Source organism: Blastococcus sp. TF02-09, assembly GCF_003319105.1.
In the GTDB taxonomy this organism is placed as follows: Bacteria; Actinomycetota; Actinomycetes; order Mycobacteriales; family Geodermatophilaceae; genus Blastococcus.
Window position 1 is genome coordinate 68,622 of sequence record NZ_QOHH01000011.1, and the last position, 18,382, is coordinate 87,003.

19 protein-coding genes are annotated in these 18,382 nt (G+C 75.2%); 9 read left to right on the top strand and 10 right to left on the bottom strand.

Features of this window, described 5'->3' with window-relative positions:
• Window positions 1-18: 18 nt before the first annotated feature.
• The gene (locus tag DQ239_RS16210; RefSeq protein ID WP_233489371.1) at window positions 19-624 is read right to left on the bottom strand and encodes a histidine phosphatase family protein; all 606 of its coding nucleotides are present in this window, start codon (window positions 622-624) and stop codon (window positions 19-21) included.
• Window positions 625-683: 59 nt separating this feature from the next.
• Here DQ239_RS16210 and DQ239_RS16215 point away from each other — a divergent pair, with 59 nt between their 5' ends.
• The 3 genes from DQ239_RS16215 (at window position 684) to DQ239_RS16225 (ending at window position 3,494) form a co-directional block, all read left to right on the top strand.
• Entirely contained in the window at window positions 684-1,538 is an 855-nt protein-coding gene (locus DQ239_RS16215) for an aldo/keto reductase (protein ID WP_113835537.1), read from the top strand.
• A gap of 128 nt (window positions 1,539-1,666) precedes the next feature.
• Complete coding sequence (locus tag DQ239_RS16220; protein WP_113835454.1) at window positions 1,667-2,821, top strand: acyl-CoA dehydrogenase family protein; 1,155 nt, start codon at window positions 1,667-1,669, stop codon at window positions 2,819-2,821.
• The gene (locus tag DQ239_RS16225; protein ID WP_113835455.1) at window positions 2,814-3,494 is read left to right on the top strand and encodes a PaaI family thioesterase; all 681 of its coding nucleotides are present in this window, start codon (window positions 2,814-2,816) and stop codon (window positions 3,492-3,494) included. Before DQ239_RS16220 ends, DQ239_RS16225 begins: the two co-directional genes overlap by 8 nt.
• A gap of 7 nt (window positions 3,495-3,501) precedes the next feature.
• Here the strand turns inward: DQ239_RS16225 and DQ239_RS16230 are convergent, their stop codons facing one another.
• From DQ239_RS16230 to DQ239_RS16255, 6 genes are all read right to left on the bottom strand, one after another.
• The gene (locus tag DQ239_RS16230; protein ID WP_113835456.1) at window positions 3,502-4,617 is read right to left on the bottom strand and encodes an NAD-dependent epimerase/dehydratase family protein; all 1,116 of its coding nucleotides are present in this window, start codon (window positions 4,615-4,617) and stop codon (window positions 3,502-3,504) included.
• 43 nt (window positions 4,618-4,660) lie between these two features.
• Window positions 4,661-4,930 (bottom strand): cytoplasmic protein, encoded by a 270-nt coding sequence (locus tag DQ239_RS16235; RefSeq protein ID WP_233489373.1) that lies wholly within the window; start codon window positions 4,928-4,930, stop codon window positions 4,661-4,663.
• On the bottom strand, window positions 4,902-6,290 hold the full coding sequence (locus DQ239_RS16240) for an MFS transporter (RefSeq protein ID WP_113835458.1): 1,389 nt from the start codon (window positions 6,288-6,290) through the stop codon (window positions 4,902-4,904). Before DQ239_RS16240 ends, DQ239_RS16235 begins: the two co-directional genes overlap by 29 nt.
• Window positions 6,287-6,871 carry a helix-turn-helix domain-containing protein gene (locus DQ239_RS16245; RefSeq protein ID WP_113835459.1) on the bottom strand — a complete coding sequence of 195 codons (585 nt, stop codon included), beginning with the start codon at window positions 6,869-6,871 and terminating at the stop codon, window positions 6,287-6,289. Before DQ239_RS16245 ends, DQ239_RS16240 begins: the two co-directional genes overlap by 4 nt.
• 195 nt (window positions 6,872-7,066) lie before the next feature.
• On the bottom strand, window positions 7,067-8,428 hold the full coding sequence (locus DQ239_RS16250; RefSeq protein ID WP_113835460.1) for an MFS transporter: 1,362 nt from the start codon (window positions 8,426-8,428) through the stop codon (window positions 7,067-7,069).
• 42 nt (window positions 8,429-8,470) lie between these two features.
• Window positions 8,471-9,307, bottom strand: coding sequence for an alpha/beta fold hydrolase (locus tag DQ239_RS16255; protein WP_113835461.1), 837 nt, complete (start codon window positions 9,305-9,307; stop codon window positions 8,471-8,473).
• Window positions 9,308-9,402: 95 nt separating this feature from the next.
• Here DQ239_RS16255 and idi point away from each other — a divergent pair, with 95 nt between their 5' ends.
• The 4 genes from idi (at window position 9,403) to DQ239_RS16275 (ending at window position 12,033) form a co-directional block, all read left to right on the top strand.
• Window positions 9,403-9,945 carry an isopentenyl-diphosphate Delta-isomerase gene (idi, locus tag DQ239_RS16260; RefSeq protein WP_113835462.1) on the top strand — a complete coding sequence of 181 codons (543 nt, stop codon included), beginning with the start codon at window positions 9,403-9,405 and terminating at the stop codon, window positions 9,943-9,945.
• 139 nt (window positions 9,946-10,084) lie between these two features.
• The gene (locus DQ239_RS16265) at window positions 10,085-10,909 is read left to right on the top strand and encodes a polysaccharide deacetylase family protein (protein ID WP_113835463.1); all 825 of its coding nucleotides are present in this window, start codon (window positions 10,085-10,087) and stop codon (window positions 10,907-10,909) included.
• Between the two features lie 70 nt (window positions 10,910-10,979).
• On the top strand, window positions 10,980-11,753 hold the full coding sequence (locus tag DQ239_RS16270) for an SDR family oxidoreductase (RefSeq protein ID WP_113835464.1): 774 nt from the start codon (window positions 10,980-10,982) through the stop codon (window positions 11,751-11,753).
• Between the two features lie 10 nt (window positions 11,754-11,763).
• Entirely contained in the window at window positions 11,764-12,033 is a 270-nt protein-coding gene (locus tag DQ239_RS16275; RefSeq protein WP_233489376.1) for a hypothetical protein, read from the top strand.
• 3 nt (window positions 12,034-12,036) lie between these two features.
• Here DQ239_RS16275 and DQ239_RS16280 read toward each other — a convergent pair whose 3' ends face one another.
• Window positions 12,037-14,385 (bottom strand): SpoIIE family protein phosphatase, encoded by a 2,349-nt coding sequence (locus tag DQ239_RS16280; RefSeq protein ID WP_113835539.1) that lies wholly within the window; start codon window positions 14,383-14,385, stop codon window positions 12,037-12,039.
• A complete protein-coding gene (locus DQ239_RS16285) occupies window positions 14,382-15,020 on the bottom strand; it encodes a biliverdin-producing heme oxygenase (protein WP_113835465.1) in 639 nt (212 codons plus the stop codon). The genes DQ239_RS16280 and DQ239_RS16285 overlap by 4 nt, the downstream gene beginning before the upstream one ends.
• 148 nt (window positions 15,021-15,168) lie before the next feature.
• On the opposite strand from DQ239_RS16285, the gene DQ239_RS16290 reads away from it, so the two are divergent.
• Both DQ239_RS16290 and pruA read left to right on the top strand, forming a co-directional pair.
• On the top strand, window positions 15,169-16,095 hold the full coding sequence (locus DQ239_RS16290) for a proline dehydrogenase family protein (RefSeq protein WP_113835466.1): 927 nt from the start codon (window positions 15,169-15,171) through the stop codon (window positions 16,093-16,095).
• An 11-nt stretch (window positions 16,096-16,106) separates the two neighbouring features.
• Window positions 16,107-17,732 carry an L-glutamate gamma-semialdehyde dehydrogenase gene (pruA, locus tag DQ239_RS16295; protein ID WP_113835467.1) on the top strand — a complete coding sequence of 542 codons (1,626 nt, stop codon included), beginning with the start codon at window positions 16,107-16,109 and terminating at the stop codon, window positions 17,730-17,732.
• A 94-nt stretch (window positions 17,733-17,826) separates the two neighbouring features.
• Here pruA and DQ239_RS16300 read toward each other — a convergent pair whose 3' ends face one another.
• Window positions 17,827-18,354, bottom strand: coding sequence for a DUF488 domain-containing protein (locus tag DQ239_RS16300; protein ID WP_113835468.1), 528 nt, complete (start codon window positions 18,352-18,354; stop codon window positions 17,827-17,829).
• Window positions 18,355-18,382 lie beyond the last annotated feature (28 nt).

Consider the following 18,382-nt stretch of genomic DNA (forward strand, 5'->3'; position numbering starts at 1 on the left):
TGCGCAGTCCGCGAGCGGTCAGGTGAGCGCCCAGCCGGTCAGCACCGGCCGGTCGTGCTCGTGCCCGAGGACGCCGTAGGCCGCCGCGGGCAGCGCGAACAGCGCGCCGGCCTGCGGGGCGAGCCCCAGCCAGCGGGCGGTGAGCACCCGCAGCACGTGACCGTGGGCGACCAGTGCGACGTCCCCCTCGGGCAGCCGTGCGCGGGCCCGGTCGAGCACCCGGTCCACCCGCGCCGCCACCTGGTCCAGCGTCTCGCCCGGCGTCTCCCCGGGCACGGTGCCGTCGGCCCACAGCGACCACCCGCGCCCGAGCTCGGCGCTGATCTCCGCCGTCGTCCGCCCCTCGTAGCCGCCGTAGTCGACCTCGAGCAGGTCGGGATCGGAGCCGGTGACGGTCAGGCCCGCGAGCTCGGCGGTGCGGGCGGCGCGCCGGAGAGGGCTCACCCACACCGCGGCGAACTCCCGGGAGCCGAGCCGCGAGCGCAGGGCCCGGGCCTGCTCCTCGCCCTCGGGGAGCAGCTCCAGGTCGGTCAGCCCGGTGTGCTGCCCGCTCCTGCTCCACTCCGTCTGCCCGTGCCGCAGCACGACGATCTGCCCGGCCCCGCCACCCGTTGCACCGCCCACGCCGACCATCGAACACGGTGCCGGGAACACCTGCCTGCCCAGACGTGCTGGCCCTGGGCATGACCACTGCAGAACTCAGCGACACGTTCACCATCGGCGGGGACCTCCCCGTGCACCGGCTCGGCTACGGCGCCATGCAGCTCCCCGGCCCTGGCGTCTGGGGTGAGCCGGCCGACCGCGCCGCCGCCGTCCGCGTGGTGCAGGCCGCCGTCGAGCAGGGCGTCGACTTCATCGACACCGCCGACTCCTACGGCCCCGAGGTCAGCGAGCAGATCATCGCCGAGGCGCTGCACCCCTACGCCGACGGCCTCGTCATCGCCACCAAGGCCGGGCTGACCCGTCAGGGCCCCGGCATCTGGACGCCGGTCGGGCGCCCCGCCTACCTCAAGCAGCAGGTCGAGCTCTCCCTGCGCCACCTCAAGCTGGACCGCATCGACCTCATCCAGCTGCACCGCATCGACGCCGAGGTGCCCCTGGCCGACCAGCTCGGCGCCTTCGCGGAGCTCAAGGAGGAGGGCAAGGTCCGGCACATCGGCGTCTCCGAGGTGTCGGTCGAGGAGCTGAAGGCCGCCCGCGAGGTGACCGAGATCGTCAGCGTGCAGAACCTGTACAACCTCACCAACCGGCAGAGCCAGGACGTGCTCGACTACGCCACCGCCGAGGGCATCGCCTTCATCCCGTGGTTCCCGATCGCCACCGGTGACCTGGCCGCCCCCGACAGCCCGGTCGCCGACATCGCCCGCGAGCTGGACGCCACGCCGTCCCAGGTGGCGCTGGCCTGGCTGCTGCAGAAGTCGCCGGTCATCCTGCCGATCCCGGGCACCAAGTCCGTCGACCACCTGACGGAGAACCTGGGTGCCGCCGGCGTCCGCCTCTCCGCCGAGGACATGGCCCGGCTGGACGCCCTGGCCTGATCCGGGGAGGCACGTGCGCGAACCATGCGCACTCGTGGTCATCGACCGCTGATCACCACGAGTGCGCATGGTTCGCGTGCCCCGGCGGCCCACGGCGGGTGGGCTCCGCCACGTGCCAGCATGTCCCCATGGACGCCGAGGACTTCCGTCAGATCAAGGACGCCGTTCGTCAGCTCGTGCGCGAGGGCGTCGTGCCCCTCGAGGAGCAGATCGAGGACGAGGACCGCATCCCCGACGAGCTGCGCGCCCGGATCGCCGAGATGGGTCTGTTCGGCTACGCGCTGCCCGAGGAGTACGGCGGCCTGGGCGTCACCATGAGCGAGGACGTCGAGCTGGCGATCGAATTCGGCTACACCACGCCGGCGTTCCGCTCGCTGTTCGGCACCAACAACGGCATCTCCGGCCAGGTGATCGCCCGCTTCGGCGACGAGGCGCAGAAGAAGAAGTACCTGCCCGGGCTCTCGGCCGGCGAGCTCATCGGCTCCTTCGCCCTGACCGAGGCCGAGGCGGGCTCGGACCCGTCGACGTTGCGCACCTCGGCCCGCCGCGACGGCGACTCGTGGGTCATCAACGGCAGCAAGCGCTACATCACCAACGCGCCGCTGGCCGACCTCTTCGTCGTGTTCGCCCGGACCAACCCGGAGGAGAAAGGCGGCCGTGGCATCTCCAGCTTCGTCGTCGAGACCTCCACGCCGGGGGTCACCGTCGGCCCCAAGGACAAGAAGATGGGGCAGTCCGGCGCCTGGACCGCCGAGGTCTTCTTCGACGACGTGCGGGTGCCCGCCGAGGCGCTGATCGGCGAGGAGGGGCGCGGCTACGCCAAGGCGCTCACGGTGCTCTCCCGCGGCCGGCTGCACATCGCCGCGCTCTGCGTCGGCATGGCCCAGCGGGTGCTCGACGAGTCGGTAACCTACGCCGCCACGGCCAAGCAGGGCGGGGCGCCGATCGGCCGCTTCCAGCTGGTGCAGGCGATGCTCGCCGACATGCACGCCGAGCTGCTGGCCGCCCGCAGCATGGTCCGCGACGTCGCCGCCCGCTACGACACCGGCGAGGACACCTCGGTCGGCCCGTCGTCGGCGAAGCTGTTCTGCACCGAGATGGTCGGCCGCGCCGTCGACAAGGCCGTCCAGGTGCACGGCGGCCTGGGGTACCTGCGGACGACGCCGGTCGAGCGCTTCTACCGCGACGCCCGGCTCTACCGGCTCTACGAGGGCACGAGCGAGGTGCAGCGGGTGATCATCGGCGGTGCGCTGCTGCGCGAGGCCGGCATGCCTCGTGGCTGACGAGCTGTCGGCCGAGGAGAGGCACATCCGCCGGGACGCCGTCGCCGAGCTCGGGCAGGCGCTGCGCGAGCTGGTCGACGCCGCCGTCCGCACCGAGGTGCCGTCGGACCGGCTCGGCGACGCGACCCGGGCGGCCCGCGAGCTCACCGCGCTGCTGTCGGAGGAGCTGCGCGAGGTGCACGAGATCGCGACCGTGGACGACCCGGCGACCGGCGAGCGCTGGTACAGCCCGGTCTACGGCCCCGGCAGTCCGGTGGCGCCGCCCATGGTCGTCGAGGACCTGCCGGAGGAGCGTCGCTGCGTCGGCCGGGTGACGGTCGGCAAGCAGCACGAGGGCCCGCCCGGGCTGGTGCACGGCGGCGTCGTCGCCACCCTGCTCGACCACGTGCTCGCCCGGTCCGCGCGGGCGGCGGGTCACGGCGGGCTGACCGCCTCGCTGGCCGTCACGTACCGCCGCCCGGCGCACCTCGGCGTGCCGCTCGTCGTCACCGGCGAACTGGTCTCGGTCGAGGGCCGGCGGGCCACCGCCACCGCCCGCGTGGTGGCCGAGGACACCCCGGAGGTCACGCTGGCCGAGGGCGAGGCGACGCTGGTCGCCCTGCGCGCCGACCGCGCGTCGGAGGTGTTCGCCCGCACCGGGCGCGACGTGGGGGCCTGGACCAGCCGCGGCTGACCCGTGGTCAGTCGCGCGGCCCCGGGACGTTCGCCGGGTCGCCGGCCGGGTCGAGCTCGGGACCGGAGGCCGGCCGCAGCAGCGGGCCGGGGGCGCCGGTGCCGGCACCGAGCGCGGCGACGAACTGGCGCAGCACGTCGTCGCTGCGGTGGGCGGGCGTCCAGTCCAGCAGCGTGCGGGCGCGGGTGGTGTCCATGGCCGGCAGCGACGTGCCCATGTCCAGCCAGCCCGGCTCGGTGGGCACCAGGTGCGCGGCGAAGGCGGCCGCGAGCGGCACGCGCAGCGCGATCGCGGGCACCGGGATCCGGCGGGTGCCCAGCGCCTCGGCGATACCGGCGGCGTCGAGCAGCGGCTCGGCGGCGATGTTGAACGGCCCGGGGACCTGCCGGTCGACGATGCGGACCAGGGCGTCGGCGACGTCGAAGGCGTGCACGAAGGACACCGCCACGGTCGGCAGCGGCAGGGGCAGCAACCGGGCCAGCGCGCCGGGGATCTGCCGGGCGGCGGCGAACAGCAGCGGGCCCAGGAAGTAGCGGCCGATCTCGCTGCCCGCCTCCGGCTGGAGCACCAGCGTGGGCCGCACGACCGACAGCACCGTGGACGTGCGGTGCGCGAGGACCTGGCGCACGACGCGCTCGGCCTCGCTCTTGTCCCGGCTGTACTGGGCGCTCGGGACCCCGGTGGTCGGCCAGTCCTCGCTCACCCGACGGCCGACGGCGCCCGCCGCATACGCGCCGATCGAGGACATGTGCACGAACTGCCCCACCCCGGCGGCACTGGCGGCCCGGGCGACCCGCCAGGAGCCGTCGACGTTCACCTCGTGCAGAAGGTCGGGCTTGCGTCCGGGCTGCAGCGCCCAGGCGAGGTGGATGACGACGTCCGCACCGTCCACGAACTCCGCCAGGACGCTGCCGTCCGCGGGGTCGGCCAGGTCGGCGGAGAACCACCGGACGCCGTCGTAGGGCGCCACCTGCGGCGGCACCCGGCGGGCCAGCCCGCGCACCTCCGCGACGCCGCTGTCCGGCGCGGTGAGCCGGCGCAGCAGCGCCGTCCCGACGTTGCCGCTCGCGCCGGTGACGGCGACGGTCGCGCCCTGCAGGTGCCCGGGGGTGAAGTCAGCCATGGCCTGCCGCTACCCGGGCGGCCGGGCACCAACCGGCCGGCGGTCACTCCGGCCCGAGCCGCGCCTCGTCCGGTCGCGCGGGGCCGCCGTCCTTGAGCTCGACGAACAGCGCATGGCTCGCGGTGTCGCCGATGTTCTCGCCGGAGTGCCGCTGTGCCGGGAGCCAGCGGGCCAGACCGGTCGGGAGGTCGACGTCGCGGTACGCGTCGCCGGCGTGCAGCCGGCGGCGGAAGGAGCTCAGCGTGACCATGACGCTGTCCGGATGCTCGTGCTCGGTGGTGCGGTCACCGGGCGCGTCCGTGTACTCGAGCACCCGCACGCGCTCGTTCTCGAAGACCACCCGGTAGTGATCCGGATTGGTCATCACGGGATCCAGGGTCATGCGCGGACTGTCCTCCGGCCGGTGCCTCCCGGCCAGGGGCGCCGGCGTCCCGTCCGGCGCGCAGACCGAGGGACACCACGGCCAGCAGCAGCATGCTGCCGGCACCCGCGAGCAGTCCCGCGGGCAGCCCGGCCCCCTCGGCCAGGCGGGGGAGCAGCAGGTTGCCGACCAGCCCGCCGAGCATCAGCGCCAGCGACTTCGCCGAGAGGGTGGTCGACCGCTGCGACGCCGTCGTCCGGTCGTGCAGCAACTGCTGGCGCAGCGGCCACGCGGCGCCGTTGAGCAGGTAGAAGGTCACGTAGGCGACGGCGGCCGCGACGACGGCCGGGGCGAGGGCGAACCCCGCGATCGCGAGCGCCCCCAGCACCGACGTCACCGCGCTGGAGACGACCACGGAGCCGCGCGTCGCCCGGCCGAGCGCCGGGGCGAGCAGCGAGCCCACCGCCGCCGCGGCGAAGGAGACCGCGGTGACGATGCCGAAGGCCGCCGACCCCGCCTCGGGCGAGCCGGCCAGGTCGGCGAGGTGCAGGGGGCCGAGCAGCTCCAGCGCGGTGAGCACCAGCCCGACCAGGAAGGAGACGACCAGCAGCAGGCGCAGCAGCGGGTCGGTGAGCACCAGCCGCACCGTCGCGCGGATCACCACGGGCACCTCGCGCACGCCGCTGTGCAGCGCCGCGGCTCCCGACGCCGTCGGCGTCCGGACGGGGACGACGAGCAGCAGCACGGCGACGACGTGCACGACGCCGCAGCCGGCGGCGAGGAACAGCGGGAGCGCCAGCGCCGCGGCACCGCTGCGGTCCACGAGCAGGGGCAGCACGCCACCGACCACCGCGCCGACCGCCAGGCCGGCGGCGTCGGCGGCCGCCGCCCGGGAGAGCCCCGGGGTGAGGTCGCTGCCCGGCTCGGTCCGGTGGACCGTGTCCACGTACCAGGATTCGAGCGGGCCGGAGTCCAGGGCCCGCGCGACGCCCTTGAGCGTCCAGGCGGCGACGAACCAGACCAGGCTGTCCGCGAGGGCCATGGTGAGCAGCCCGGCGATCGTGAAGGCGCCGGAGAGCACCAGGACCGGGCGGTGCCCGATGGCGTCGGCCAGGCCGCCGGTCGGCAGCTCCAGCAAGAGGGCGACGGCGCCGTACACGGCGACGGTCACCCCGATGTCGGCGGGGGACAGCCCGCGCTCGGTGGCCAGCAGCACCGAGACGGGGACGGCGACCCCGACGGGCAGCCAGCGCAGCACCGTGAGGCCGACGAAGCGCCGTCGCGCCGCCTCCGGGCTCAGGACGCCGGTCACAGCGGGTAGCTCCGCAGCGGGAAGAGGTCGAGGAGCACGTGGACGAGCGGCTGGCCGTCCTCCTCGTGCTCGTCACGCCAGCGCTGGACCACGTCGTTGAGCTCGCCGATCAGCTCCCGGGCCCGCGCCGGGGACAGGCGCAGCGCCCAGTCGTTGAGCGAGGCGGCGGCGCGCCACTCCTCGTCGGTGGACTCCCGCTCCGCAGCGAACGCGGCGAGCATCCGGCGCTGGTGGGCGACGATCCGGTCGGTGAGCTCGTCGACCACCTCCCGGCCGCCGGGCTGGTCGAGCAGCTCGTCGGTGTCCCACCGGGTGCTGCGGTGCATCGCCCGCCACCACCGCTCGCGGCCGGTGCCCTCCCCGGGAAGCTCCTCGACGAAGCCGAAGCCCGCGAGCTGGCGGAGGTGGTAGCTCGTCGCCCCGCTGCTCTCGCCGAGCCGCTCGGCCAGCCGGCTCGCCGTGGACGGCCCGTCGCTGCGCAGGGCGCCGAGCAGGCTCATGCGCAGCGGGTGGGCGAGCGCCCGCAGCGCCCGGAGGTCGCGGACGTCGATGGCCTCGCCGGGAGGCGGCGCACCGGTCATGACGCCGACGATAAATTGCAAAGGTTTCTTTGCAAAGGGACCTTTGCACGTGCCGGTGCGGGCGAGTGCGGAGTTGCGGTCGCCGACACGCGCCGACACGCCGCACAGGGCGACCGCAACCCCGCACTCGGCGACGGGGGCAGCGGGGCGGGGAGGCAGGCGGGGGAGGGCAGGCGGGGCGGGCGGGGGCGGGTGTCAGCGGGCGGCGGTGCCCACCGGAGTCGCGACGTCGTCCTCGAGCGCCCGGCCGCGCCGCTCGGGGAGGCCCCACGTGGCCAGCGCGCCGAGGGCGAAGAAGGCGGCGAACGTGCCGAACACCAGCCCGGTGCCGCCGGCGTCGACCAGGGGCGGCACGCACAGCGGCGCGGCGATCGAGGCGAGCCGGCCGAACCCGGCGGCCGAGCCGGCGCCGGTCGCGCGCAGCGCCGTCGGGTAGGTCTCCGGCGTGACGGCGTAGAGCGCACCCCAGGCGCCGAGGTTGAAGAAGGACAGCACCATGCCGGTGACCAGGACGGCGGTGTCGCCGTCCGCGGAGGCGAACAGCACCGCCCCGACGGCCGAGCCGACCAGGAACGTGGCGAGCGTCGGGCGGCGGCCCCACTTCTCGATGAGCACCGCCGCGGCGGCGTACCCGGGCAGCTGGGCGAGCGTGATGATCAGCGTGTACTGGAAGGACTTGACCAGCGAGAAGCCGTCGTCGAACAGCAGCGTGGGCAGCCAGATGAAGGCGCCGTAGTACGAGAAGTTGATGCTGAACCACACCGTCCAGAGCGCGGCGGTGCGGGCGCGGGTGCCCGGTGCCCAGACGGCCGCGAGCCCCGGTGCCGGGCCGGTGGCGGGCGGGGCGTCGGGGGAGGGGACGGGCTCGACGCCGGCCGCCTCCTCGAAGCGGCGCACGGTCGCCTCGGCGTCCCGGGTGCGGCCGCGCAGCTCCAGGAAGCGCACCGACTCCGGCAGCCCGCGGCGGACGACGACGGCGTAGAGGGCCGGCAGCGCGCCGAGGGCCAGCGCCCACCGCCAGCCGTCGTCGCTGCGGGGTACGACGAAGTAGCCGATCAGGGCCGCGAGGGTCCAGCCGACCGCCCAGAACGCCTCGAGCAGCACGACCACCCGCCCGCGCACGCGGGCCGGGGCGAACTCGCTGACCAGCGTGGAGGCGACCGGCAGCTCGGCGCCCAGGCCCAGCCCGATGAGGAAGCGGAACACCAGCAGCGCGCCCACCGACCACGACAGCGCGGCCGCCCCGGTGGCGAAGCCGAACACCAGGAGGGTCAGCGCGAACACCTGGCGGCGGCCGAACCGGTCGGCCAGCAGCCCGCCGAGGGTCGCGCCCAGCGCCATCCCGGCGAAGCCGATGGAGCCGATCCACGACAGCTCGGTGGAGGTGAGCGCCCACTGGGCCGCGAGCGCCGCCATGACGAAGGAGATGAGGCCGACGTCCATGGCGTCGAGCGCCCAGCCCAGGCCCGAGCCGACGACCAGCCGGCCGTGCTCGCGGGTCCAGGGCAGCCGGTCGAGCCGCTCGGCCCGGGAGGTCGGGGACGTCGTCGCCGTCATGCGGTCAGTCTGCCGAGCACCGCGCCCGGTGGCTCGCGGTGCTCAGGCCGCCGCCGTGCGCACGTGCGCGGTGACCAGCTCGGCCACGCGCTCGGCGGCCAGCTCGGGGATCCAGTGCGGCACCCCGTCGAGGACCTCCAGCCGGTAGTCGCCGGCGCAGAACTGCTCGGTGGTCTCGGTCGCCCTGCGGCCCAGGAAGGTGTCGCCGGTGCTCCACACGTGCAGGGTCGGCACCCGCACCGTCCCGACCGGGTCGCGGCCGGCCAGGGGCAGCGCCCGGTACCAGCCCAGGGCCGCGGACAGCGCGCCCGGCTCCTGCATCCGCCGGACGTAGTGGTCGGCCAGCGCCTCGTCCAGCCCGCCGGAGCGGAGCGTGCGGCGCAGCAGCGCCCCGTTCCCGGCCAGCAGGAGCCGTTCCGGCAGCACCGGCAGCTGGAAGACGCCCACGTAGAAGGAGCGCAGGCCCTGGTCGCTGGTGACCATCGCCTTCGCCATCGCCCCGGGGTGCGGCACCGAGAGGGCGGTGAGCGTCCGGACCCGGTCGGGGTGCCAGGCGCCCAGACCCCAGGCGACGATGCCGCCCCAGTCGTGGCCGACGACGTGCGCGCTCTCCAGCCCGGCGGCGTCGAGCAGGGCCAGCACGTCGCCCACCGTCTCGCGGAGGGTGTAGTGGCTGCGGCCCCGCGGGCGGGCCATGGGGGAGTAGCCGCGCTGGTCCGGCGCCAGGGTGCGCAGCCCGTGCTGGTGCAGTGCCGGGGCGACCTGGTCCCACGCGGCGGAGTCCTGGGGGAAGCCGTGCAGCAGGACGACCGGTTCGCCGTCCCGGGGGCCGGCGTCGCGGACGTCGAAGGTGAGGCCGTCGCGGCGGAAGCTGTCCATCCGACGACTGTGCCCCGGGACGGCCGGCCCCGCAGCCGGTGCCCGGTCACGGGAGGGCGGCGGCGCGCGGGGCCGAGGTCGGGGACGATGGGGCGGTGACCTCCCCTCCCGCCGAGCTCATCGTGCTGGTCGACGACGACGGCCGCGCCGTCGGCACCCTGCCCAAGCCGCTGGTGCACCACGGGGAGACGCCGCTGCACCGGGCCTTCTCCGCGTACCTGTTCGACGACGACGGCCGGCTGCTGGTCACCCGGCGGGCCGAGGGCAAGCAGACCTTCCCGGGCATGTGGACCAACACCGTGTGCGGGCACCCCGGGCCGGACGAGGACGACGGCGCCGCGATCGCCCGCCGGGCCGCCTTCGAGCTGGGCCTCCAGGTGAGCGAGCTGCGCCCGGCGCTGCCCGGCTACCGCTACCGGGCGGAGTTCCGCGGCGTCGTAGAGAACGAGATCTGCCCCGTCTACCTGGGCCGCTACGCCGGCACGCCCGCCCCCGACCCGACCGAGGTGGGGGCGTGGGAGGTGCTCGACTGGGCCGCGTTCCGGCGCCGGCAGGAGACCGAGGGCGACGCCTGGTCACCGTGGTGCCGCGAGCAGGCACGGCTGATCGAGGACGCCGGGCTGGTGCCCACCGCCTGACCGCGGGTAGTGGCTGCGGGACCCTCGGTGAGGGGCCGTCGTCACCCAGCGCAGCCCCGCGGATGCGCTCCGAACGGCTGCGGCGCGTCGTCGTCCGCCTGCACGGGGGAGCCGCGGTGCCCTGCCTAGCGTCGCCGGCATGGACCGACGACGGTTCCTGCTGACCCTCGCCGCAGGACTGGCCGTGGCCGCCACCGGGCGGGGTGCGGTCACGGGCACGCGCGCCGGGCAGGACGTGCCGCTCGCCGCGCCGACCACGACGTCGCCGGCCGCCGCGGTCGCCGACGTGCCGCGCACCCTCCTCCCGCCGACCGGCGTGGTCACCGAGCTCCCGGGCGCGGGGAACGGGCTGGCGCTGACGATTGACGACGGCACCAGCAGCGAGGTGGTCGCCGCCTTCGCCGCCTTCGCGAAGGACGCCGACGTCCGGCTCACCCTCTTCCCCAACGGCTGCTACCGGTCGTGGGAGGAGAACGCCGCCGTCCTCCGGCCGCTGGTCGACTCCGGGCAGGTCGCGCTCGGCAACCACACCTGGTCCCACCCCGACATCACCACGCTCGGTGACGCCGAGGCCGCCGAGGAGATCGCCCGCAACCGCGACTTCATCACGGACACGTTCGGCGTCGACACCCCGTTCTTCCGGCCGCCCTTCGGGTCCCACGACGAGCGCACCGACCGGATCGCCGCCGACCTGGGCCACCCGACCATCGCGATGTGGAACGGCACGCTCGGCGACTCCCGGGTGCTCACCGGGGCCGAGCTGGTCGGCTACGCCCGGGAGTGGTTCCTGCCGCAGGCCATCGTCGTGGGCCACGCCAACCAGCGCACGGTCACCACGGTGTACGGCGAGCTGCTGGAGCTGATCCAGGAGCGCCGGCTCCGCACGGTGACGATGGCCGACGTCTGGGCCGCGCCGCGCCCCCCGTTCCAGGGCGTGTCCGCCAGCGGCTCCGTCGGCGGCTGATCCCGGGCTGCGACCGCGCGCGTTCTCCGCGAGGCTGTCGGGAAGCACCGACGGCGGGACTGGAGGAACGATGCAGGAGTCGCTCAAGGGGCGCGTCGCACTGGTCACCGGCGCCGCCAGCGGGCTCGGTCGCGCGACGGCGCTGGCGCTGGCCGAGGCCGGGGCGCACGTGGCGATCGCGGACATCGACGCCGCCGGAAGCGAGCACACCCGGGGCCTGGTGGCCGACGGCGGCGGCAGCGCCGAGGTCCTCGCCCTGGACGTCACCGACGACGAGAGCCGGCGCAGCGTCGTCGGTGGCCTCTTCGACAGCCACGGCGACAGCTTCGACATCCTGGTGAACGTCGCCGGCATCGACCGGCCGGGCTACGTGACCGACATCGACCTCGCCGACTTCCGGCGCGTGCAGGCGGTGAACTTCGAGGGTCCGATCTTCCTGACCAGCGAGTTCACCAAGCGGGTCCAGCACCTGCCGGAGGGCCGCACCGCCGACGTCGTGCACATCGTGTCGCTCTCGGCCATCACGTCGGGCAGCGGCGCCATCGCCTACAACGGGTCCAAGGCCGGCTTCCTCAACGCCACGCGGTGCATCCAGCGCGAGCTGCGGGAGAAGGCGACGCGGGCCGACGACGGCACCGAGCGGCCGTTCCCCTGCCGCGTGCAGTCGGTCATCCCGGCGGCCATGGACACCCCGATGATGGAGCAGTGGGGCATCCCGTCCCACCTGATGATGCCGCCGGCCGCGGTGGCGGAGATGGTGCGCACGCTGGTGCTGCTGCATCCGTCGGCGTTCGTGCCGGAGATGCAGATCGTGCCCCGGCTCGAGCCGAACTTCCCCCGGTGAGGTGGATGGCATGAGCATGGCCGGACCACACGGCAGCGACCCCGACGACTGGACGGCGGCGGGCTCGGACGGCTACGGGCCGGGCGGACGGCTGGGGCCGGGGGATCTCGCCCCCGACGAGGAACGGCTGCTGGCCGCGCTCGAGCGCGATGCCCGCGGTCTCCCCGAGATCCCGGTGCGCGACACCATCCTCGACGTCCGCACCCACCGGGCCGACGTCCCGGGTGACCCCGACGACGGGCTCACCCCGCTGTTCGCGGCGCCCGACCTGGACGACTGACCCTCAGCCGGGGCAGGGACGCAGGCAGACGGCGACCAGCGCGACGTCGTCCTCGGCGCCGTCGGGCAGCAGCCGGGTGAGCAGCGCGTCGCACAGCCCGTCGACGGGCAGGTCCCGGAGCTCGCCCAGCGCCGCGGCGAGCAAGGCGACGCCGTCGTCGAACACCTGGTCGCGGCGCTCGACCAGGCCGTCGGTGTAGAGCAGCACGGTGCTGCCGGGTTCCAGGAGCACCTGCTGCCCGGTGCGCGGCCGGGTCGGGTCGACGCCGAGCAGCAGGCCGGCCCGCGGCGCGTCCAGCGGCCGGACCGAGCCGTCGGGGGAGCGCAGCAGCGGAGGGAGGTGACCGGCGCTGGCCCAGTGCAGCAGCCGGCCGCCGCCGTCGTCCTCGGGCCGCTCGAGCCGGCCGACCAGCACGGTGGCCAGCGCACCGAGCCCGAGCCCGTCGATCGCGAGGTCGAGCCGGGTGAGGATCGTGGCCGGGTCACTGCTGCCCGAGAAGGCGATGCCGCGGAGCAGCCCGCGCAGCTGGCCCATGGTGGCCGCCGAGTGGCTGTCGTGGCCGGCGACGTCACCGATGACGAGGAGCGTCGAGCCGTTGGGCAGGTCGAACACGTCGTACCAGTCGCCACCCACCTGCGCCTCCCGCGCGGCGGGGACGTAGCGCACGGCGAGCTCGGAGCCCTCGGGCTGCACCGGCTCGGTGAGCAGGCTGCGCTGCAGGGTCTCCGCGGCCCGCACGACGCTGCGCGACCGGGCGTAGAGCGCCTCCAGCAGGTGGGTGCGGAGCTCGGCGGCCTCGGCGACCTCCTCCGCCGTCCACGGCTGCGAGCGGCCGCGGACGACCTCCCGCCACCGCTCGAAGGACTTCCGGGGGCTCAGCCGGACCTCGTCGCCCTCGCGCTCGGCGATCGCCTTGTTGTGCGGATCGCCGCCCCAGTCGACGTGCTGCACGGCCTCGCCCCGCAGCCACAGCAGGTACTGGCCGTCGGGCAGCGGCAGGACGAGCGCGCCGCAGGCGACGTCCTGGGGCGCATCGAGGGAGGGCGCGTCCCGCTGCAGCGAGTCGGTGGCGACGACGTCGTCGCCGGTGCCGGCCGCCCACGCGGCGATGGCGTCGGCGACCTCTCCCGGGACGCCGGCCCCGCCGGTTCCGGTCACGCCCTGGAGCCGGAGGACGACGCCGTCGGCGGGCAGCAGGTCGAGCACGCCGGGGGAGCCGAGCAGCGCATCGGTGAGCCGGCGGTCCTCGTCCCGCGCGGCCGCGGTCAGCGCGGTGAGGGTCGCCCGGACCCGCAGCGCCCGGCGCACCTCGTCCTCCTGGGCCCGGTCGACCAGGCGCAGCGACAGCGTCGAGCCGAGGAACTCCGCCGCCGCGCGGGTGGCGTACGGCGGGGCGTGCGGGCCGCTGTAGTGGTGGCAGGCGATGAGCCCCCACAGCTTGCCGTCGCGCAGCAGCGAGATCGACATGGAGGCGCGGACCCCCATGTTGCCGAGGTACTCGATGTGGATCGGCGAGACACTGCGCAGCGTGGAGTACGTCATGTCCAGCGGGCGACCGCTGGCCGGGTGGTCGGCCGGCCGGACCGGCGAGGGCTCGTAGGCCACGTCGGAGATCAGCCGGATCCAGTTCTTCTCGTACAGGGCCCGCGCCTGGGCGGGGATGTCCGAGGCCGGGAAGTGCTGGCCCAGGAACGAGTTGAGCTCGTCGATCTTGCTCTCGGCGACGACCTCGCCGTTGTAGTCGGCGTCGTAGCGGTAGACCATCACCCGGTCGAAGCCGGTGAGCTCGCGGACCGCCCGGGCGGTGATGTCGTAGAGCTCCTGCAGCGTGGCGGCGCGGTTGAGCTCGGCCACCGTGCCGCGCACGGCCTGGTAGGTGTTCGGGAAGGAGAAGGGCCGCGGACCGCGGGCGGGCTCCAGCTCCACCACGAGGCTCGTCGTGGGCGTTCCCCCGGTCGCCCCGCCGCGGCCGGCCGCCCGGTGGCCCTCGACGACGGCCCGGTGCAGCACGGCGTCCACCGGCTCGGGTGACCCGTTGACGTCGAGGATCAGCTCGACGGGGTTGCGTTCGCGCAGGTCGCCGAACGCGCTCGCGGAGCGGATCACCGCGTCCGCGGCGGCCACGCCGAGGACGTCGGTCAGCGGGCGGCCCAGCGACTGCTGCCAGGACACCCCGGTCAGCTCCTCGAGGTTCTCCGACGCCTGCTCGACCACGTGGTCGGGGTCGCTCACCACGAGCAGCACGCCCCGGGGCTGGATGCTGCCGGGCACGTGGATGGGCTCGCGCGCGCAGTTGTCGAGGTCGATCGGAGCGCCCGGCGCGACGAAGTCGATCTCCGCGGCGTCGGTCATGCCGGCACGCCGGGCACCGCGGCCGGCCGGCACCAGCCGGCCAGGGCGGCGAAGGTCGTGCGCGCCGAGGCGAGCACGACCGCGGCGTCCCCGCCCGCGGAGATGCGGGCGCGGGTGGTCCGGCGGAACGCCGCCCACATGGCACCGGTCTCGCTGCCGTAGGGGGAGAAAGAGCGCACGGTGACCCCGGCCAGCTCGGGCAGGGCGGCCAGGTGCCGGTCGATGAAGACACCGCCGAGGGTCGAGCCCTCCAGCACGTACAGCCGGCCCAGCGCCTCGTCGGTGTCCCGGACGGCGGGGAGCAGCGGGGCGGCGTCGGACGGCGGCGCGCCCAGCCCCCGGAGGTCGGTGGCGAAGAGGCGCGCGCGGCGGCGACGCGCCCAGTCCACGCCCGCGGCGTCCGCCGGGTAGCGACCGGCCCAGTCGTCCAGGCCGGCCTCGGCGGCGCGCCAGAAACCGTGCATCGCGTCCAGCACCCGGGCGAGGCGGTGCCGGGTCAGCGCTGGGTCGAGCAGGTCGAGGGTGCGCTCGACGTCCTCGTGCTCGGCGGCGGTGCCCGTCCGGAGCAGGCGCAGCACATCGTTGTCGGCGCCGCGCTCGTTCCGGAGCGCAGCAGCCTGGTCACCGGCAGCCATCGCGGTCGATCGTAGGCGACCGGGTGGCAGCCCGCGGATCGGCGCCCGGGAGGGGCGGACGCGCCGGCCGGGTCCGCGCCCCTGGCCCCGGCCGGGCGGAGTCCCTAGCGTTCCGGGTGCCCGCGCAGGCACCCGGGAGGGGGGTCCGTTGCTGCAGCAGGCCCTGATCGCCGCATCCCGCCGGCCGGGGCTGCGCCGGGCCCTCGTCGGCACCCCGGCCACCCGGCGGGTGGTCGACCGGTTCGTCGCCGGCGAGACGCTCGACGACGCGCTGGTCGTGCTGCACCGGCTCGCCGCCGACGGCATCGCGGTCGCCCTCGACCACCTCGGCGAGGACGTGACCGACCGGGCCGAGGCCGTCCGCAGCCGCGACGCCTGCCTGCGCGCGCTCGAGGCGCTGGCTCCGCTCCGCCTGGGTGGGGCGGCGGAGCTGTCGGTGAAGCTCTCCGCCTTCGGTCAGGGGCTCCCCGGCGGCCACGACGTCGCCCTCGGGCTGGTGCGGCCGGTGGCCGACGCGGCGTCGGCCCTCGGCACGACCGTCACCCTCGACATGGAGGAGTCGGGCACCGTCGACTCGACCCTCGCGGTGCTCGCCGAGCTGCGGCGGGAGCACCCGGGCACCGGCGCGGTGCTGCAGGCCATGCTCCGGCGCAGCGAGGACGACGCCGTGGCGCTGGCGACGCCCGGATCGCGGGTCCGGCTGGTCAAGGGCGCGTACGACGAACCGGCGGCCGTCGCGCACCGGCGCAGGAGGGACGTCACGGCCGCCTACGCGCGCTGCCTGCGCGTGCTCATGGCCGGCCCCGGCCACCCGATGGTCGGCTCGCACGACCCCGCGATGGTGGCGCTGGCGCACGAGCTGGCCGCCCAGCACTCCCGCCGCGCGGACTCCTGGGAGGTGCAGATGCTCTACGGCATCCGGCCCGACGAGCAGCGCCGGCTGGCCGCCGCGGGCACCACCGTCCGGGCCTACGTGCCCTACGGCGCCGACTGGTACGGCTACTTCGTGCGCCGGCTGGCCGAGCGTCCGGCCAACGTCGGCTTCTTCCTCCGCTCGCTGATCACCTGGTCCTGAGAGGTGCCGCCATGGACGCCATCACCCGCGTGCCCGAGCCGCGCAACGAGCCGGTCCTCGACCACGCACCCGGATCCGTCGAGCGGGCGGCGCTGGAACGCCGGCTGGCCGAGCTGGCCGCGACGCCGGTCGAGCTGCCCCTGACCGTGGGCGGGCGGCAGCGGATGGCCGGCGGTGACCGGTTCGACGTCGTGCAGCCGCACCGGCACGCCGCCGTCCTCGGCACCTCGGCCCAGGCGACCCACGCCGACGCCGAGGAGGCGGTCCGCTGCGCGCGGGAGACCGCGCCCGCGTGGCAGGAGCTGCCCTTCGACGACCGCGCCGCGGTGTTCCTCAAGGCCGCCGACCTGCTCGCCGGCCCGTGGCGGCAGACGCTGAACGCCGCCACCATGCTCGGGCAGAGCAAGACCGCCTACCAGGCCGAGATCGACGCCGCCTGCGAGCTGGTGGACTTCTGGCGCTGGAACGTGCACTTCGCCCGGCAGGTGCTGGCCGAGCAGCCGGTCTCCTCGCCGGGCGTGTGGAACCGGGTCGACCACCGGCCGCTCGAGGGCTTCGTCTACGCGATCACGCCGTTCAACTTCACCGCGATCGCCGGCAACCTGCCCACCGCGCCGGCGCTCATGGGCAACACGGTGGTCTGGAAGCCGTCGCCGACGCAGCAGTTCGCGGCGCACTTCGTGCTGCGCCTGCTCGAGGCGGCGGGGCTGCCCGACGGGGTGATCAACATGGTGACCGGCGACGGTGCCGCCGTGTCCGACGTCGCGCTGGCCGACCGCGACCTGGCCGGCATCCACTTCACCGGGTCCACCGCGACGTTCCAGCACCTGTGGCGGACGGTCGGCGAGAACATCGCCGGCTACCGGGCCTATCCGCGGATCGTCGGCGAGACCGGCGGCAAGGACTTCGTCGTCGCGCACCCCTCGGCCGACCCCGACGTGCTGCGGACCGCGCTGGTGCGGGGCGCCTTCGAGTACCAGGGGCAGAAGTGCTCGGCGGCGTCGCGGGCCTACGTGCCGCGTTCGGTGTGGGCGCGGCTGCGGGACGAGCTGGTCGGCGTCACCGAGTCGCTGCCGATGGGCGACGTCACCGACCTGTCGAACTTCCTGGGTGCGGTCATCGACCGGAGGGCGTTCTCCCGGCTGGCCGGCCTGCTCGACCGCATCCGGGACGACGACGCGCTGACCGTGATCGCCGGTGGCACCGCCGACGACAGCGAGGGCTTCTTCGTGCGGCCGACGATCGTCGAGGGCACCGATCCGGGCCACGACGTCTTCACCACGGAGTACTTCGGGCCGGTGCTCGCCGTGCACGTGTACGACGACGCCGGCTACGACGCGGTGCTGGCGCAGCTGGAATCGGTCGCCCCCTACGCGCTCACCGGCTCGGTCATCGCGCAGGACCGCACGGCGATCGCGCTCGCGCAGCGGGTGCTGCGCCACGCCGCGGGCAACTTCTACGTCAACGACAAGCCCACCGGCGCCGTCGTCGGGCAGCAGCCGTTCGGCGGGGGCCGGGCGTCGGGCACGAACGACAAGGCCGGCGCCGCGCAGAACCTGCTGCGCTGGACGAGCACCCGGTCGATCAAGGAGACGTTCGTCCCGGCGACCGACCACCGCTACCCACACATGCGCTAGGCCGCTGGGATCAGGTCACCTGATCCCAGCGCGTCCTACCCGGCGGTGGACGGTGAGGGAGGACGCGCTGCGGTGAGGGAGGACGCGTCGTCCGTCAGCGAGCCGGCCAGTGGACGAGGCCGTCGGCACCGACCACGGCACCCTCGGAGGGACGGTGCGGCGCCCGGCGGCCGTCGGGCATCAGGTGGGTCACCGGCACGTCCCGGCCCAGGACGGCGACGTCCGCGATGAGCCGCCGGTGACAGCGCCACCACACGCTCTCGCTGCACATCACGGCCACCGTGGCCGTCGCGGCGGCGGCCAGCAGCTCGTCGAGGGCGGCGGCGAACTCCGGCGTCCGGGTGTGCGCCGCGTAGGCCGCGAACTGGCGCACGGTCCACCAGCCGTCCTTGACCGGGGCGTCCGCCGGGAGGCTGCGGCGGCCACCGAGCCGGGCGTCCCAGCGGTAGCCGATGCCCAGCGGTGGCAGCCACTCCTCGAGCGCCTCCCGGCGGACGTCGGGGTTGCTCCGGCTGCCGGGGAAGCGACGGACGTCGACCAGCAGGCCCAGCCCGGCGTCGACCAGGGCGGCGCCGAGCGCCAAGCGGTCGCGCGGGCCGTGGCCCACCGTGAGCAGCGGCACCGCTCCTGCCTACCGCACCCACCCGGCG

Excerpts from the sequence above, each read along its gene's own strand:
- pruA (WP_113835467.1), top strand. The coding sequence starts at position 16,107 with ATGGACGCCATCACCCGCGTGCCCGAGCCGCGCAACGAGCCGGTCCTC.
- DQ239_RS16230 (WP_113835456.1), bottom strand. The coding sequence starts at position 4,617 with ATGGCTGACTTCACCCCCGGGCACCTGCAGGGCGCGACCGTCGCCGTC.
- DQ239_RS16255 (WP_113835461.1), bottom strand. The coding sequence starts at position 9,307 with ATGGACAGCTTCCGCCGCGACGGCCTCACCTTCGACGTCCGCGACGCC.
- DQ239_RS16280 (WP_113835539.1), bottom strand. The coding sequence starts at position 14,385 with ATGACCGACGCCGCGGAGATCGACTTCGTCGCGCCGGGCGCTCCGATC.
- DQ239_RS16250 (WP_113835460.1), bottom strand. The coding sequence starts at position 8,428 with ATGACGGCGACGACGTCCCCGACCTCCCGGGCCGAGCGGCTCGACCGG.
- DQ239_RS16220 (WP_113835454.1), top strand. The coding sequence starts at position 1,667 with ATGGACGCCGAGGACTTCCGTCAGATCAAGGACGCCGTTCGTCAGCTC.
- DQ239_RS16275 (WP_233489376.1), top strand. The coding sequence starts at position 11,764 with ATGAGCATGGCCGGACCACACGGCAGCGACCCCGACGACTGGACGGCG.
- DQ239_RS16265 (WP_113835463.1), top strand. The coding sequence starts at position 10,085 with ATGGACCGACGACGGTTCCTGCTGACCCTCGCCGCAGGACTGGCCGTG.
- DQ239_RS16270 (WP_113835464.1), top strand. The coding sequence starts at position 10,980 with ATGCAGGAGTCGCTCAAGGGGCGCGTCGCACTGGTCACCGGCGCCGCC.
- DQ239_RS16285 (WP_113835465.1), bottom strand. The coding sequence starts at position 15,020 with ATGGCTGCCGGTGACCAGGCTGCTGCGCTCCGGAACGAGCGCGGCGCC.
- DQ239_RS16245 (WP_113835459.1), bottom strand. The coding sequence starts at position 6,871 with ATGACCGGTGCGCCGCCTCCCGGCGAGGCCATCGACGTCCGCGACCTC.
- DQ239_RS16215 (WP_113835537.1), top strand. The coding sequence starts at position 684 with ATGACCACTGCAGAACTCAGCGACACGTTCACCATCGGCGGGGACCTC.